This is a genomic window from Staphylococcus simulans (assembly GCF_025561465.1).
Lineage (GTDB): Bacteria > Bacillota > Bacilli > Staphylococcales > Staphylococcaceae > Staphylococcus > Staphylococcus simulans.
In genome coordinates, this window is record NZ_CP095100.1 from 1,881,805 (window position 1) to 1,898,818 (window position 17,014).

The 17,014-nt window shown below is 37.2% G+C and carries 16 protein-coding genes; 6 read left to right on the top strand and 10 right to left on the bottom strand.

Annotated features, from left to right (window positions below):
- Window positions 1-3: 3 nt before the first annotated feature.
- From purF to purE, 7 genes are read right to left on the bottom strand one after another with little or no spacing between them, the layout of a single operon-like run.
- Window positions 4-1,425: an amidophosphoribosyltransferase gene (purF, locus tag MUA87_RS08835; RefSeq protein WP_002480500.1), complete on the bottom strand. Its 1,422-nt coding sequence runs from the start codon at window positions 1,423-1,425 to the stop codon at window positions 4-6.
- Window positions 1,404-3,593: a phosphoribosylformylglycinamidine synthase subunit PurL gene (gene purL, locus MUA87_RS08840; RefSeq protein ID WP_002480499.1), complete on the bottom strand. Its 2,190-nt coding sequence runs from the start codon at window positions 3,591-3,593 to the stop codon at window positions 1,404-1,406. The genes purF and purL overlap by 22 nt, the downstream gene beginning before the upstream one ends.
- Window positions 3,586-4,257, bottom strand: coding sequence for a phosphoribosylformylglycinamidine synthase subunit PurQ (purQ, locus tag MUA87_RS08845; RefSeq protein ID WP_002480498.1), 672 nt, complete (start codon window positions 4,255-4,257; stop codon window positions 3,586-3,588). Before purQ ends, purL begins: the two co-directional genes overlap by 8 nt.
- On the bottom strand, window positions 4,257-4,517 hold the full coding sequence (gene purS, locus MUA87_RS08850; protein ID WP_002480497.1) for a phosphoribosylformylglycinamidine synthase subunit PurS: 261 nt from the start codon (window positions 4,515-4,517) through the stop codon (window positions 4,257-4,259). Before purS ends, purQ begins: the two co-directional genes overlap by 1 nt.
- Window positions 4,517-5,221 carry a phosphoribosylaminoimidazolesuccinocarboxamide synthase gene (gene purC, locus MUA87_RS08855; protein ID WP_002480496.1) on the bottom strand — a complete coding sequence of 235 codons (705 nt, stop codon included), beginning with the start codon at window positions 5,219-5,221 and terminating at the stop codon, window positions 4,517-4,519. Before purC ends, purS begins: the two co-directional genes overlap by 1 nt.
- Complete coding sequence (gene purK / locus MUA87_RS08860) at window positions 5,221-6,348, bottom strand: 5-(carboxyamino)imidazole ribonucleotide synthase (RefSeq protein WP_002480495.1); 1,128 nt, start codon at window positions 6,346-6,348, stop codon at window positions 5,221-5,223. The genes purC and purK overlap by 1 nt, the downstream gene beginning before the upstream one ends.
- Entirely contained in the window at window positions 6,335-6,817 is a 483-nt protein-coding gene (gene purE, locus MUA87_RS08865; protein WP_002480494.1) for a 5-(carboxyamino)imidazole ribonucleotide mutase, read from the bottom strand. The genes purK and purE overlap by 14 nt, the downstream gene beginning before the upstream one ends.
- Window positions 6,818-7,025: 208 nt before the next feature.
- On the opposite strand from purE, the gene folD reads away from it, so the two are divergent.
- Window positions 7,026-7,886, top strand: a complete 861-nt coding sequence (gene folD, locus MUA87_RS08870) for a bifunctional methylenetetrahydrofolate dehydrogenase/methenyltetrahydrofolate cyclohydrolase FolD (RefSeq protein WP_002480493.1) — start codon at window positions 7,026-7,028, stop codon at window positions 7,884-7,886.
- A gap of 138 nt (window positions 7,887-8,024) precedes the next feature.
- On the opposite strand, the gene MUA87_RS08875 is transcribed toward folD, so the two are convergent.
- Complete coding sequence (locus MUA87_RS08875; protein WP_107593463.1) at window positions 8,025-9,101, bottom strand: M42 family metallopeptidase; 1,077 nt, start codon at window positions 9,099-9,101, stop codon at window positions 8,025-8,027.
- 160 nt (window positions 9,102-9,261) lie between these two features.
- On the bottom strand, window positions 9,262-10,410 hold the full coding sequence (locus MUA87_RS08880; protein WP_002480491.1) for a globin domain-containing protein: 1,149 nt from the start codon (window positions 10,408-10,410) through the stop codon (window positions 9,262-9,264).
- A gap of 540 nt (window positions 10,411-10,950) precedes the next feature.
- Here MUA87_RS08880 and MUA87_RS08885 point away from each other — a divergent pair.
- The 5 genes from MUA87_RS08885 (at window position 10,951) to qoxD (ending at window position 15,545) form a co-directional block, all read left to right on the top strand.
- Window positions 10,951-11,268: a DUF5011 domain-containing protein gene (locus MUA87_RS08885; protein WP_002480490.1), complete on the top strand. Its 318-nt coding sequence runs from the start codon at window positions 10,951-10,953 to the stop codon at window positions 11,266-11,268.
- Between the two features lie 300 nt (window positions 11,269-11,568).
- Window positions 11,569-12,681, top strand: a complete 1,113-nt coding sequence (gene qoxA / locus MUA87_RS08890; protein ID WP_002480489.1) for a cytochrome aa3 quinol oxidase subunit II — start codon at window positions 11,569-11,571, stop codon at window positions 12,679-12,681.
- On the top strand, window positions 12,681-14,663 hold the full coding sequence (gene qoxB / locus MUA87_RS08895; protein ID WP_002480488.1) for a cytochrome aa3 quinol oxidase subunit I: 1,983 nt from the start codon (window positions 12,681-12,683) through the stop codon (window positions 14,661-14,663). Before qoxA ends, qoxB begins: the two co-directional genes overlap by 1 nt.
- Complete coding sequence (gene qoxC, locus MUA87_RS08900; protein WP_002480487.1) at window positions 14,656-15,258, top strand: cytochrome aa3 quinol oxidase subunit III; 603 nt, start codon at window positions 14,656-14,658, stop codon at window positions 15,256-15,258. The genes qoxB and qoxC overlap by 8 nt, the downstream gene beginning before the upstream one ends.
- Window positions 15,255-15,545 (top strand): cytochrome aa3 quinol oxidase subunit IV, encoded by a 291-nt coding sequence (gene qoxD / locus MUA87_RS08905; protein ID WP_002480486.1) that lies wholly within the window; start codon window positions 15,255-15,257, stop codon window positions 15,543-15,545. The genes qoxC and qoxD overlap by 4 nt, the downstream gene beginning before the upstream one ends.
- Window positions 15,546-15,646: 101 nt before the next feature.
- Here the strand turns inward: qoxD and MUA87_RS08910 are convergent, their stop codons facing one another.
- On the bottom strand, window positions 15,647-16,963 hold the full coding sequence (locus MUA87_RS08910; RefSeq protein WP_262550567.1) for an ISL3 family transposase: 1,317 nt from the start codon (window positions 16,961-16,963) through the stop codon (window positions 15,647-15,649).
- Window positions 16,964-17,014: the final 51 nt, after the last annotated feature.

The window sequence follows — 17,014 nt, forward strand, 5'->3', positions numbered from 1 at the left end:
GCTTTACACTCCTCTTCTTTTCAGTTCTTTAACTTCTGGTAATTGATGATCTACAATTTCAATTGGATAATTGCCTGTAAAGCAAGCGTCACACTCGCCTTTTGAGTCAAATTCTTTAAACACTTCATGCATGCCTTCTACAGATAAATACGTAAGTGAGTCTGCACCAATCATGTCTTTGATTTCGTCGACACTATGTTGTGCTGCCATTAATTCTGCATGTGTAGACACATCGATACCGTAATAACATGGATCGACCAATGGTGGTGATGAAATACCCATATGCACTTCTTTCGCACCAGCAGATTTTAATGCTTTCACAATGTATTTACTTGTCGTACCACGCACAATAGAGTCATCAATGACAACGACACGTTTGCCTTCAATGACGTCTCTGATCGGCGCATGTTTCATACGTACTTGTTTTTCACGAACGCTTTGGTCTGGTGTGATAAACGTACGGCCGATATAACGGTTTTTCAATAAACCTTGTTCGTTTGGAATACCTGAGTATTCAGAGAAGCCTTTTGCTGCTTGTAAAGATGAATCTGGTACACCGATAACAATATCAGCGTCAATACCCATCTCACTTGCTAACTTCTTACCTAAAGCTTTACGCACATTATAGATAGAGTGTTTATGGAACTCTGAATCTGGACGTGCAAAGTATACATATTCCATTGAACACATATTATGGTGAATTTGGTTCGTGTACGTATCATAATCTATGTCATGGTCACCGCTGAATGTAATTAATTCACCCGGTTCGATGTCACGAATATATGTTGCACCGATTGCTTGGAACGCACATGTTTCACTTGCGACACAATACGCACCATCTACTTCACCTAACATGAGTGGACGTACACCATTGTTATCTCTAACCGCAGCAAGTTGATTAGTATTCAGCATGACACAGCTGAATGCACCTTTAACTTGATTCAATGCTGCTTTTTGGTTTGATTTAATGCTTGGAGATTTGCCTCTGATTAATAAATGCGCTAATACTTCTGAATCACTTGTTGTTTGGAAGACGCTGCCTTCAGATTCTAAAGCCTTACGAATTTGAACAGCATTCGTTAAGTTACCATTATGCGCAAGTCCTAAATCACCTTTTGAATGCTTGAACAAGAAAGGTTGAACATTGGCGATTTCACTGGCACCTGTTGTCGCATAGCGTACATGTCCAATCGCATGTTGGAATCCTTGTAAAGATTCTAATTGCGCGTCTGAAATAGCTTCAGTTAATAAACCCATGCCGCGTGCCCCAAACAGCGATTCGCCGTTTGAGCACACGATCCCAGCACCTTCTTGACCACGGTGTTGCAGACTATGCAACGCCATATAAGTTAAAGTTGCTGCATGGGGGTGATTCCAAATTCCAAAGACTCCACATTCTTCGTTTAATCCGCGGATGTCATACATTGAGGAATTGCTCCTTCCCAAATTTCGTTTAACGTCGACACGTTTTCTTCTACAGTTGTTTGACCGTTTGTAACTTTGAACTTGTCATCCTCAGTGATAGTTCCGATTTCTTGTGCATTAGGAATATCTAATGATTGTCCTGCTTTAACTGCAACAATGTAACGACCTTGTGATTCACTGAATAATTGTGCATCAGTCACGTCTAATGTTGCATCTACACCTAAACCGTAGTGTGCACTGATTCGTGCTAACGAAATCAATAAGCCGCCTTTACCGACAGTTTGTACATGAGACGCTTTGCCGCTTCTGATTGCTTCTTTGATTTGTTCGCCTTTTTCAACTTCATTTGATAAGTCAAGTGCTTCTGATTCATGGTTGACTTTACCATATAATAATTTTTCGATTTGGCTGCCGCCGAAGTCATCGCGTGTTTCACCAACAACATACAATTTATCGCCTGCATGTGGGTGGAAATCATTTAAGTAATCGATGTCTTCAATTAAGCCGACCATACCTACTACAGGTGTTGGGAAGATAGAAGTACCTTTTGTTTCGTTATAAAGTGAAACGTTACCTGAAACAACTGGTGTTTTCAGAACTTCACATGCTTCTGCCATACCTTTTGTAGAATCAGTTAATTGTTGATAGATTTCTTTTTTCTCTGGTGAACCGTAGTTTAAGCAGTCTGTCATTGCTAATGGTGTTGCACCTACAGCAATTAAGTTGCGGTATGCTTCAGCAACGACCATTTTACCGCCTTCGTATGGTTGGTTGAATACATAACGTGCTTCGCCATCGATTGTAGAAGCGATTGCTTTGTTTGTACCTTCAACACGTACTACAGATGCTTGTAAACCAGATTTTACAACTGTGTTTGCACCAACTTGTTGGTCATATTGTTCGTATAAATAACGTTTTGACGCAATTGTCGGATGTGCTAATAATTTATGGAATACATCTTTAACATCTACATTGCTGTAGTCGTTTTTAGATGTGTTATATTCTTTTGCTTCACCTTCTAAAATATATACAGGTGATTCATCTGCTAATGGTTGTACTGGGATGTCTGCATAAACTTCATCATCATAAGTTAATACGAAACGATCTGTATCCGTAACTTCACCGATAACAGCACTATCTAATTCACGTCTGTCAAATAAGTCTAAGAATTTTTGTTCCGTACCTTTTTCAACAACAAGCAACATACGTTCTTGTGTTTCAGAAAGCATCATTTCGTATGGAGAGATTCCTTCTTCACGTACAGGTACTTTTTCTAACTGCATGTGTAAACCACTGCCGCCTTTAGCTGCCATTTCTGAAGAAGATGATGTTAAACCAGCTGCACCCATATCTTGGATACCGACTAATTCTGGGTAAGTGATTGCTTCAAGTGTTGCTTCCATCAATTTTTTCCCTACAAATGGGTCACCGATTTGTACTGATGGACGTTTGCTTTCACTTTCTTCACTTAATTCTTCAGATGCGAAAGTTGCACCATGGATACCGTCACGGCCTGTTTTTAAACCAACGTAAATGACTGAGTTGCCGACACCTTTAGCTGTACCTTTTTGGATTTTATCGTGATCAATGATACCTACGCACATTGCGTTAACTAATGGGTTACCATCATAGCGCTCATCGAATTCGATTTCACCTGCTGTAGTTGGGATACCGATACAGTTACCGTATCCGCCGATACCTGCTACAACACCACGTAATAATGTACGGTTTTGGATTTCATCCAATTCACCGAAACGTAAACTGTTTAATAAGTTGATTGGACGTGCACCGATTGATACGATGTCACGAATAATACCGCCGACACCTGTTGCTGCACCTTGGTAAGGTTCAATCGCAGATGGGTGGTTATGTGATTCAACTTTGAATACAACCGCTTGGTTATCACCGATATCTACAACACCAGCACCTTCACCAGGTCCCATTAAGACATGTTCGCCTGTTGTAGGGAATTGTTTCAAGAATGGTTTTGAGTGTTTGTATGAGCAGTGTTCACTCCACATTACAGAGAAAATACCAATTTCAGTAAAGTTTGGTTGACGACCTAAAATTTCGACAACTTTATCATATTCAGCGTCTGTTAATCCCATATCACGGTATAAATGTTCTGATTTAATTTCTTCGATACTTGGTTCAATAAACTTAGGCATTTTGTTCCCTCCAACTATTTACCATTGACTCAAATAATTTCACGCCATCGTCTGTTCCTAAAATTGATTCTAATGCACGTTCTGGGTGAGGCATCATGCCGCACACATTACCTTTTTCGTTAACAATACCAGCAATATCGTGGTAAGAACCATTTGGATTATCTTTATATTTCAAGATAATTTGATTATTATCTTCTAATTCTTTGTACATCTCTTTTGTGCAGTAGTAGCTGCCTTCACCATGAGCTACTGGGTATACTACTGTTTCACCTTCAGCATATGCTTTTGTGAATGGTGTGTTGTTATTTACAACTTCTAATGATTCGTTACGGCTCACAAATAAATGTGAACTGTTGTGTAATAACGCACCTGGTAATAAACCGATTTCTGTTAAGATTTGGAATCCATTACATACACCTAAAACAGGTTTGCCTTCATCTGCAAAACGTTTCACTTCTTTGATAACTGGTGCAACACTCGCCATCGCACCTGAACGTAAGTAGTCACCAAATGAGAAACCGCCAGGGATTAACACCCCATCAAATCCTTCTAATGATGTCTCACGATAATCAACATACTCTGCGTCTACGCCTGTTTTCAAAGCTGCGTTCAACATATCTCTGTCACAGTTTGATCCAGGGAATACAAGTACTGCGAATTTCATTATGCATTCTCCTTTTCGTCAACTACTTTATAGCTGTACTCTTCAATGACTGTGTTCGCAAATAATTTTTCACTTAAAGTTGTAACGATATTATGAACCGCTTCATCTGTTGCTTCGTCCACTGTCATGTAAAGTAATTTACCTACACGGATATCATTCACTTGGTTATAGCCTAAGTCATGTACGGCACGGTTAAGTGCTTGTCCTTGTGTATCTAATACCTGTGGTTGTAATGTGATGTGCAATTCGATAGTTTTCATTATTTAAGATCCTCCAGTTTATTTAAGAAAGTTTGATAAGTCTCGATAATTGAACCGCGGTCTTCACGGTATACGTCTTTGTCAAAATTAGTGTCACTGTCTTTTTCCCAAATACGACAAGTATCTGGTGAAATTTCATCTGCTAAAAGAATTTGACCATCTTTTGTACGGCCGAATTCTACTTTAAAGTCAATCAAACGTAAGTTGATACTATCAAGCAATTCAACTAACGCTTTATTAACGCCTAATACCATTTCTTTCAATTGTGCAATTTCTTCAGTTGTTGCGATGTTTAATAATCTTACATGGTCATCTGTCACTAAAGGGTCATTTAAAGCATCATTTTTATAGAAGAATTCTACAAGTGGTGTTTCAAATTTTTGTCCTTTTTCAAAACCTAAGCGTCTTGTGATAGAACCTGCCGCAATATTACGTACGACCACTTCTAACGGAATGATTTCTACAGATTGAACAAGTTGTTCAGTCTCAGACGTTTGTTTGATAAAGTGGCTTTTGATGCCTTTTTCTTTAAGGTGTTCAAACAAGATTGAAGTGATTTTATTATTTAAGCGGCCTTTACCGTCAATATGGTCTTTTTTCGCACCATTGCCGGCAGTCACTTCATCTTTGTATTCCACGCGTAATACGCCGTCTTCATCTGTTGAGAAAATTCGTTTTGCTTTACCTTCGTATAATAATGACATTATTTTGCTCCTCCTCTAAAGGTTGCCAACATGTCTTGTTCAGTTTTATCAATGTCATCAGTTAAAACTGTCATGTGACCCATTTTTCGTGCTGGTTTTCTAGATGCTTTGCCATAAATATGAACATGCCATTCAGGATGATCGCCGAATTCATCTTCAAGTAAATCTAAATCCTTACCAAGCAAATTCATCATGACAGCTGGTTTTAAAATTTCAATGCGTTCTGGTAATTTTTGACCCGTAACCGCTAAGATGTGTGTATCAAATTGTGAGAAGTCACAAGCTTCAATAGAATAATGACCAGAATTGTGAGGTCTTGGTGCAATTTCGTTTACATATAAGTTGTTATCTTTATCAATAAAGAACTCTACTGTAAATGTACCCACAAAATGCACTTTTTCTTTAATTTTATCTACTTCTGCACGTGCTTCTGCTTCTTTATCAGAACGTGCAGGTACGATTGTTTTGAATAAAATTTGGTGACGATGTTCGTTTTCTTGTAATGGGAAATAAACGATTTGACCGCCATTTCCAATTGTCACAGTTAATGACACTTCTTTATAAAGGTCTAAGAATTTTTCTGCTACACATTCTTGTACTTTGATTAATGATTCAGCCTCTGCTAAATCTTCTTCTGAACGTACTAGCACTTGACCTTTACCGTCATAACCGCCGAAACGTGTTTTCACCATAAATGGATAACCTAATTTTTCAACAGCATGCTCTAAATCTTCAGCATTTGTGATTTGTGCATACGGAACGATTTTCGTACCTGCTGATTCTAATGTTTGTTTTTCAGTTAAACGGTCTTGTAATAAATGGATGGCTTGATAGCCTTGAGGAACATTAAATTCTTTTGTGAGTGTTTCTAATTGATCTGCAGCAATGTTTTCAAATTCATATGTTACAACATCAGAAGCTTCACCAAGTTGTCTTAATGCATCTAGGTCATCATAAGCTGCATTAATAAATTCATGTGCTACATATTGACACGGTGCTTCTTTGTCTGGATCTAAGACGATGACTCTAAAGCCCATTTTTTGAGCAGATTGTGCCATCATTTTGCCAAGTTGTCCGCCGCCAATAATACCGACAGTTGATCCAAACTTTAATTTACTGAAGTTCACTTTGCATCTCTCCTACTTTATCTACTAGTGATTGCTGATAAGCTTCTAATTTCTCTTTCACTTCATCGCTTTGAATACTTAAGATTCTCGCTGCAAGGATTCCAGCATTTTTCGCACCTGCTTTACCAATTGCAGTAGTTGCAACTGGAATTCCGCCAGGCATTTGGACGATTGAAAGTAATGAATCTAAACCTTTCAAACTCTTAGATTCAATCGGAACGCCGATAACTGGTAATGTCGTCATTGAAGCAACCATACCAGGCAAGTGTGCTGCACCGCCTGCGCCTGCAATAATAACGTCATAACCGTTCAATCTTGCTTCTGTAGCAAAATCAAACATCAGTTTTGGTGTACGATGTGCTGAAACGACTTTCTTATCGTACGGGATTCCAAATTGATCTAACATCTGACAACTTTCTGACATCATATCCCAGTCAGATGAGCTGCCCATAATAACTGCCACTTTCAAATTGAACACCCTTTCAATTATTTGAAATTTTAATCTAGTAAGTTGTATATTACAGATATAGCATAACAAATCAAGTCATGCTTTTTCAATCAAAAATCGAACTTTCTCATGAAAATTCAATTAAAATTCCGGATTTTCATGTAAAATAGTTGTATTACACTTCAAAACACTAATGAAAGTTCGAAAAATTATTAGGAGGAATTTACACATGGTTGCAAAAATTTTAGATGGCAAACAAATTGCTAAAGATTATCGTCAAGGATTGCAAGATCAAGTTGAAGCGTTGAAAAAAGAGGGCTATACGCCGAAACTATCAGTTATTCTTGTAGGTAACGATGGCGCAAGCATGAGCTATGTAAGATCAAAAAAGAAAGCTGCTGAAAAAATCGGCATGATTTCTGAAATTGTTCATTTAGAAGAAACAGCTTCAGAAGAAGAAGTATTAAATGAATTAGAACGTTTAAACAACGATGACTCTGTCAGCGGTATCTTGGTTCAAGTACCTCTTCCAAAACAAGTCAGCGAACAAAAAGTTCTAGAAACTATCAACCCAGCAAAAGACGTTGACGGTTTCAACCCAGCAAACATCGGTAAATTGTATATTGATGAACAAACATTCGTACCTTGTACACCACTAGGTATTATGGAATTATTGAAAAATGCGGATATTGATTTAGAAGGTAAAGAAGCAGTTGTTATTGGACGTTCTCATATCGTTGGACAACCTGTTTCAAAACTATTATTACAACAAAATGCGACAGTGACTATCTTACACTCTCGTTCAAAAGACATGAGCAAACATCTTAAAAATGCAGACGTTATTGTCAGCGCTGTAGGTCGTCCAGGTTTAGTCACAAAAGACGACGTTAAAGAAGGCGCAGTTGTCATTGATGTGGGTAACACACCAGATGAAAACGGCAAACTTAAAGGTGACGTTGAATATGATGAAGTAAAAGAAATTGCTGGCGCAATCACACCAGTTCCAGGTGGCGTTGGCCCAATGACAATTACAATGGTGTTAAACAATACGTTATTAGCTGAAAAAATGCGTAGAGGTTTAGATAAATAAAATCTTAACTTTTCAGTAAAGGTACATTGAGGGGTACCTAAAGAAAAGAGCGGTCGGCTTGCTTTCATGTTGAAGCAAGTACCGACCGCTCTTTTTTATTTATAATCATTTGCGTGAAATAGACGATTGAAAAATGGTTTACCAAATAATTTGTTCGATTGTTTCGTCGTCTAGTGATTTAGCGATTTCTGTCACTAATTGTACAGCGTTCAAGTAGTCTTGTTTATGCATAACAGAAACATTTGAATGCATGTAACGAAGCGGAACACCCACAACGATTGAAGGAATACCTTCATGTGCTAAATGGATACTGCCTGCATCTGTGCCGCCGCCTGGCGTTGTATCCCATTGGATTTCAATACCTTTGTCTTGTGCTACTTTTTTCACGTGCTTTCTAAATCCAGAATGACCGATTGCTGTCGCGTCCATAAGTACGACTAATGGTCCTTTGCCAAGTTCAGCTTCATGATCACCGCCGCCCATTCCTGGTGTATCATAAGCAATGCCGACATCCACCGCAATAGCTAAATCTGGTTTGATTTTATTCGCCGCAACTTTCGCACCACGTAAACCAACTTCTTCTTGAACAGTTGCACCTGATACTAAGTTAACATTGATTGCGTCGTCTTTTAGATTGTTTAAAGTATCTACAGCAAGTGCACAGCCGAAGCGATTATCAAATGCTTTTGCTGTTAAGTAGTTCTCATCACCTAATACTTCGAACTCAGAGTATGGTGTTACCATGTCACCGATATCAATACCAAGTTTTTCAGCTTCTTCTTTTGAAGCTACACCTACATCAATAAACATATCCTTGATATCAATTGGTGTTTTACGTTGTTCAGGCGTTAAGACATGCGGAGGTTTAGAACCAATGATCCCTCTAATCTCTTTGTCATCATCTGTTGTTACAGTTACTTTTTGAGATAACATTACTTGACTCCACCAACCACCGACAGGTGTGAATTTCAAATAACCTTTGTCGTCGATTTTAGTCACCATAAATCCAACTTCATCTAAATGACCGGCAAGCATTAAAGTTTTTGAACCTTTCTCTGCTTTTTTCTTTCCGAAGATGCCACCTAAATTATCTTCAACCAGTTCATCTGAAACAGGTTTCAAATAATCTTTCATCAGTTGTTTTACTTTGTATTCGTGACCGGCAATTCCGTTCACGTCTGTTAAGTCCTTTAATAATTTAACTGTTTTATCCATGAATATGTCCCCCTTCTTTTCTTATCATCATATCAATATTCAAGACGTGTGAACACTTTTTATGCTCGATTCATGAACCAAACAAAAAGGAGCTGTCCCTTCCGAAAATTCGGAATGAACAGCTCCTTCTCTATCATTCAGATTATTATTTCAGTAAAAATTAAACGTCTACGCTTAAACGTGGAATGAATGTTTCGAAATGAATTTGTGATTTGTCTAAACCTAATTCATATAATTCATTGACGATTGATTTCAAGAATGAAATACCGCCACATACATAAACTTCTGTATCTTCTGTAACATATTGTTTTAAATCTTCTTGAGTGATGTAGCCATTTGATTTGCGATCATGGATTTCATAAGTCACATTATCATTTTCTGCTGCATCGTTAGATAAACGTTGTGAGAATGGTACATCATTAACATCAGTTGTATTGTGAATGAATTGAATGTTCGGTACACCGACTTCAATTGCTTTTTCATACATTGACACTAATGGTGTTACACCAATACCTGATGCTAAGAATAACTGGTTTTTGTCAGTGTTATGCAATCTGAATGCACCTACTGGCGCAGTTAAGTTGATATCATCTCCAACTTTCACTTCGTCATGCAAGATAGTTGAAACTTCACCTTCACTGTCTTCAGAAACATCACGTTTAACTGCGAATGTTAACGTATCTTCGTCTCCGCCAACGATTGAATAGTGACGTTTTGCTCTGTATGGTAATTTATCACTTGAAACATCAACTGTAATATATTGACCTGCTTCAAAGTTGCGTAAATCATATTTATCTGATGAAACTGTAAATGCTTTAATATCTGAAGCGACATTTTCAATGTTTGTAACTGTGAATGGTTGGAAACCATCCCATAACATTTCAGCATACATGTCTTTCTCTACTTGAATGAATACATCTGCAATTTCCCAGTATGCGTTAATCCAAGCTTGAATCACTGGATCTTCTTCTTTTAAATCTAAAACGTGCATAATTGCTGCGATTAAATTTTCACCAACAATTTTGTAACCTGATTCAGGTACTTGTAATGCAACGTGTTTGTAAGCAATCTCTTTAACTACAGGCATAATTGCACCTAACTGTTCAATGTTTGCTGCTGCAGCTAAGACTGTTTGAGCTAAGGCTGTGGATTGCAAACCTTTTTTCTGGTTAGTTTGGTTGAACATGTTGCGTAACTCTGGGTGTTCATTGAACATTCTATTGTAGAAGAATGACGTAATTTCCACACCTTTTTCTTGAAGAACTGGTACTGTTTGTTTAATAATATCCATATCTTTTTCAGATAACATTTAACTTCACTCCCTCTTCGACTCAATTTCATCATAATACGAATATGACGAAATTAAAACAATTAAGAACCTAGTTCACATAATAGACAATTTTATTTCATATTTCTTCATATTCTTTTCACAATTAAGTATAAACAATATGACAAACTTAAAACGTATTATAATGGTTTTTATTTAAAGCATTCTTCTTACATGTGCGGGACTCAAAATCCCATGTTAGTAATGAAATAAAGTATGACCCCCATTATTATTTAGCATAAATCCCCCTTTAACTTCTTTCCTATATAATGTTTCTAAATATTTCCGCTTTTTTCTCAGTAAATATTTGACAACTGAGAAAACTTAACGTTATTTTAATCTGATTTTCATAATTATTCTGTAAAATTAGTCTTGTGATAAAGATTAGGTCCGTAGTAGGATGTAATAAAGAAATAAACACGGTATATTGAACCTAATACAAAGTTCAATCGCAAATATTCGTGATTGAACTGATTAATATGACGCTTTAATGATTAGCCATTGAATACGGAGGTCTAAACAATGAACAAACTATTACAGTCACTTTCAGCACTTGGTGTGTCTGCTACATTAGTAACACCCAATTTAAACGCTGAAGCTACAGATAACTCTGTACCAAAGCTTAAAGGTGTTGAAGATGCGATTATTCAAAAAGGCGAAAATTACAACTTACTGAATGGAATCAGCGCTTATGATAAAGAAGACGGAGATTTGACTGATCAGATTATCGTCAATGGTCATGTCGATACAAATAAAATTGGTAAATACAAAGTCGAATATCAAGTCATTGATTCAGATGGAGCGAAAGATATTTCTGAACGCTACATAGAAGTCAAGTAACTTGTCGATAAAATCTATTTAAAAATAATTATTTTGTTTTTTGGCGCTAGCGCTTCCAACCCCTTAATTGATAAGCATTCTCAACTACAGCGCCCTTTTTTGTGCTTTCTGTCATTTTTGTCAGTATTCACAAAATGGACACATAAATTTAACAAATCTGTGAAAGCCCGTCAGGCCTAGTGTCTGTAAGGCTTTCTTTATTTTTATGTAAAAAAGTTGCGGATACCCACTTGTAAATATTGCATAATAAACTAAAATTATTGTTAAGCCCTACAATTGTAGTATTAGGAGGTCAATAAAGTGTCAAAAATTAAGTCTTTGCTTCTATTGTTCGGCTCACTGATTTTACTCAGTGGTTGTGAACATATGGAAGTACTTAACCCAAAAGGGCCAATGGCAAGCAGTTTAAAATGGCTGATCATTTATTCAATCATCTTTATGCTTGTTATTGTTGCGGTTGTATTTATTCTATTCGCTGTATTTGCTTACAAATACCGATACACAAATACAACACAATCAGGTAAAGTACATCACAGTGCTTTATTAGAAACTATTTGGTTCACCGTACCATTTATCATCTTACTTGCTTTGGCTATTCCAACAGTCAAAACACTTTATGAGTACGATGCACCGCCTGCAAAAGACAAAGACCCTGTCGTCGTTTATGCAACAAGCGCAGGTTTCAAATGGTTCTTTGCTTATCCAGAGCAAAAAATTGAAACAGTGAATCACATTACGATTCCAAAAGATCGTCCGATTGTATTCAAGTTGCAATCTATGGATACAATGACAAGTTTCTGGATTCCACAACTTGGCGGTCAAAAATATGCAATGACTGCAATGACAATGGAATGGACATTAGAAGCTGACCAAGAAGGTACGTTCCGTGGACGTAACTCAAACTTCAATGGTGAAGGTTTCGCTCGTCAAACATTCCCAGTACATGCAGTAAGCAACTCAGAATTCAACAAATGGGTAGAAAAAGCTAAGAAAGAACCTAAACTTTCTCAAGATACTTTCGATAAACAATTACTACCTACAACTAAGAATGAAGAGTTGACATTCAGTGGTACTCACATGGACTTCGTAGATCCAGCTGCTGACCCTGAATACATCTTCTACGCTTATAAACGTTTCCATTACACTCCAAAAGATCCAAACTTCTATGATGTAACTGAAGGCGTATTAAGCAAACCAGATTCAAAATATCCTGCTCGTAAATCTCAAATTACAAACGCTATGTATAAGAGACACGGTATGGATGCTATGATCTTACCTAACGACAAACCATATAATAATGAATTCAAGAAAGAAGAATCTCATAATATGGACGAAATGGAAAAAGCTCAAAAAGGCGCTAAAGATGAAAAAGCTGAAGAGCTTAACAAGAAAAATCATGGAGGTGAACATTAATGAATTTCCCATGGCATGAATTACTCGTTCAAGGTAACTGGATGATTACAATGGCACAAATTGGTGCGCCATTCCTAGTTATCGGGGTAATCGCAGTAATCACGTACTTTAAGTTATGGAAATATCTTTACAGAGAGTGGTTTACAACAATTGACCACAAGAAAATCGGATTAATGTATCTGATTTGTGCTGTATTAATGTTCGTCCGTGGTGGTATTGATGCAATTTTAATTCGTACGCAATTAACAATTCCGAACAACCCGTTCTTGGAATCAAACCACTATAACGAAATCTTTACAACACACGGTGTTATCATGATCATCTTCATGGCAATGCCATTCATTTTCGGTTTATGGAACGTAGTTGTACCTTTACAAATTGGTGCACGCGACGTTGCATTCCCTGTAATGAACAACATTAGCTTCTGGTTATTCTTCGGAGCAATGTTACTATTCAACATGTCATTCATCATTGGTGGTTCACCTGCTGCAGGTTGGACAAACTATGCACCACTTGCTGGTGAGTTCAGTCCAGGTCCTGGTGTTAACTACTACCTATTAGCTATTCAGCTTTCAGGTATCGGTACATTAATGACAGGTATTAACTTCTTCGTAACAATTTTACGAATGAAAACACCAACTATGAAATTTATGGAAATGCCAATGTTCACAGTAACAACTTTCGTTACAGCATTGATCATTATCCTAGTATTCCCTGTATTCACAGTTACATTAGCATTGATGACAATTGACCGTATCTTCGGTACTCAATTCTTCACAGTTGCTAATGGTGGTATGCCAATGCTTTGGGCTAACTTCTTCTGGGTTTGGGGGCACCCTGAGGTTTACATCGTTGTCCTTCCAGCATTCGGTATTTTCTCAGACGTTATTTCAACGTTCGCACGTAAACACTTATTCGGTCATAAGAGTATGATCTGGGCAACATCAGCAATCGCATTCTTGAGTTTCTTAGTATGGGTTCACCATTTCTTCACTATGGGTAATGGTCCTTTAATCAACTCATTCTTCTCAATCTCAACAATGTTAATCGCTGTGCCTACCGGTGTTAAAATATTCAACTGGTTAGCTACGCTATACCAAGGTCGAATTTCTTTCGAATCGCCAATGCTATTCTCATTAGCGTTCATCCCAACGTTCACAATCGGTGGGGTAACAGGGGTTATGTTAGCAATGGCTTCAACAGACTATCAGTACCATAATACGTACTTCTTAGTAGCCCACTTCCACTACACATTAGTTTGTGGTGTTGTGTTCGCTTGTTTAGCAGCACTTATCTTCTGGTATCCTAAGATGATGGGTTACAAATTGAATGAACGCTTGAACATTCCGTTCTTCTGGTTATTCGTAATCGGATTCAACGTATGTTTCATGCCACAATTCATTCTTGGTTTAGACGGTATGCCACGTCGTTTATACACTTACATGCCATCAGATGGTTGGTTCATGTTAAACGTAATTTCTACAATCGGTGCACTATTAATGTCAATCGGCTTCTTATTCTTAGTAGCTAACATTGTTTACAGTCACCTTAAATCACCACGTATCGCTTCAGGCGACTCATGGGGTATCGGACGTTCACTTGAGTGGAGTACTGCTTCATCAATTCCACCAGTGTACAACTTCGCAATCACTCCAGACTGGGATGATTTAGACACATTTGTAGATATGAAAAAACAAGGTCGTCATTACTTAGACAACCATAATTATAAAGATATCCACATGCCGAACAACACACCAGTTGGTTTCTTCATGGCTATCTTCTTAACTGTTGGTTGCTTCTTCTTAACATTCGAAACTATCGTACCAGCGATTATCTGCTTAATCGGTACATTAGGTACAATGATTTACAGAAGTTTCCAAGTCGACCATGGTTACTATATCCCAGCTTCTGAAGTAGCTGCTACTGAAGCAAAACTTCGTGAAGCTCGTGAAAAAGAACGGGAGGCTGAAAGTCATGCATGATACAAAAACAATTGATGCGCAATCGCATGAAGGTAATTTGAACAAGTTTGGCTTCTGGATCTTCCTAACAGCTGAATTCTCTTTATTCGGTACACTATTTGCGACGTTGCTTATCATGCAACACGGCGGTGATTACGCTGGTAAGTTAACAACTGATTTATTCGAAATGCCTTTAGTATTATTAATGACATTTGCGTTATTAATCAGTTCATATACATGTGGTATTTCAATTTATTACATGAGAAAAGAAAAGCAAAAACTAATGATGATCTGGATGATTATCACATTATTGCTTGGTATCTTATTCGTAGGTTTAGAAATTTACGAGTTCGCACACTATGCACACCAAGGTGTAACACCACAAATCGGTTCTTACTGGTCAAGTTTCTTCATCTTGTTAGGAACACACGGTGTCCACGTTTCGTTGGGTATCGGTTGGGTGATTTGTCTATTAATCCAAGTAGCAATGCGTGGACTTAATAAAGACAATGCGCCAAAATTATTTATCGTAAGTTTATACTGGCACTTCTTAGATGTTGTTTGGGTCTTCATCTTTACTGCAGTATACTTGATAGGGATGGTGTATAGCGGATGAATACAATAGCAAAACATACAGTTGGCTTTATTGCCTCAATTGTCTTGACACTATTAGCAGTATACGTGACGATTTACACATCTTTAGCACTTAACGCTAAGATTACAATTATCTTTGGATTTGCTTTCATCCAAGCTGCCCTTCAATTATTAATGTTCATGCATTTAACTGAAGGTAAAGATGGACGCACACAATTATTCAAAGTTATCTTCGCCATTATCATTACCCTAATTACTATTATCGGTTCTTATTGGGTTATGGTCGGCGGACACAGTGCTCATATGTAATATCAGTATTTATATGATGCACAAAAAACTGGCTGGGGTTTCTCCCCTGCCAGTTTTTTTGGCTCTCTGTCAAATAGGACTGGTGAGCTAAAACACAGAGATTAAGCAGCATAAAGTTGCTTGATCTCTTTTTTTGGATTAGCTGCAAAAAGATTTGTACATAAAATGATACGACTGCGTAAATTACCAAAATTTCTATAACCAAAAGATATTCTCTGTATCAGCTTTATTTTAGTATTTATTCCCTCAAGTGGACCGTTGGTCAAGTTACTGTATTCAAAAGTATTTCTTATCATACTATTGTGCTTTCTAAGTGTCTTAACAGCTGTTTGAAGTTTAGGAGCAACGCTATTGATTTCTATATTTTTCAAGGTAGTTTCAAAAGCAGCTTTATTGTTTTCTTTCAATGTGGATCTTAACTCATTTACGAGTGTATGTGTGTTTAAAAGTCTTTCGTCAAAACTCAGTAAGTGTTCGACAACACCTTTTGGTGTTTTCCATTGTTTATATAAAGGCATCTTACTGTAAACAAAAGCTTCAAGTTGTTCATATGGTTTTAAAAGAATCTTCCAGTAGCGCTTGTACTTGTTGTATAGAGGTCTTTCAGTTGTTCTGAAACTATTCATAACTGTTACTCGAGTCATGTTCAAGGCTCTATTTAAAGACTGAACAATATGGAAACGATCTATTAGAATTTTGGCATTAGGAAAAACTTCTCTGATCAAAGCCATATAAGGTTCGTACATATCGATAGACACTGTTTTCACACGTTTTCTTTCAGAAAGAGGATAACGATAGAAATAGTTTTTCAAAGCAAATAACCTACGGTCAGGCACAATATCAATAATACGGTGTGTTACTGCGTCTGCATAAATAAAACTCATTTTACCGACAACATTTTTAACGCTTTTGAACTCATCCATCATCAAGTGTTCCGGTAAATATTTAAACGGTGTTTGAGCTATTTGAGAAGCAGCTTTATTAATTATTCGAGTAACTGTGGAATTACTGACATGACAAGATTCAGCAACAGATTTTTGCGAACGTATGTCTATCGACTTATTCAGCACAGCTAATCGTGTGTTTTGAGAAATATAGCAATTCCGCTCAACGACAGGTGTTTCAGCAGTGAAATAACTGCAGCACTTTTTACAGTGGAAACGCTGTTTTTCCAATATTAAATAAGCTGGCTTCTCCGATACCTTAGGTATCGTAAGACATGATTTTTTTAAACCATTTTTGATTATAGAAAAGTTCGTATTTTCGTGTCCGCAAAGTTTACATCGCTTGGGAGAATGTATTAATTTTCCAAAGTAAAATAAAGAATTTTTCCCTTTATACTTTCTTTCTTCAACCTTATCTTCAAAAGTGATATTTTTATCTTTAATTCCAAGTGTTATTGATATAGTATTAGACATAGGCGCATTATCTCCTTAATTATTGGTTGTAGGATACTTCTAATTATAGAG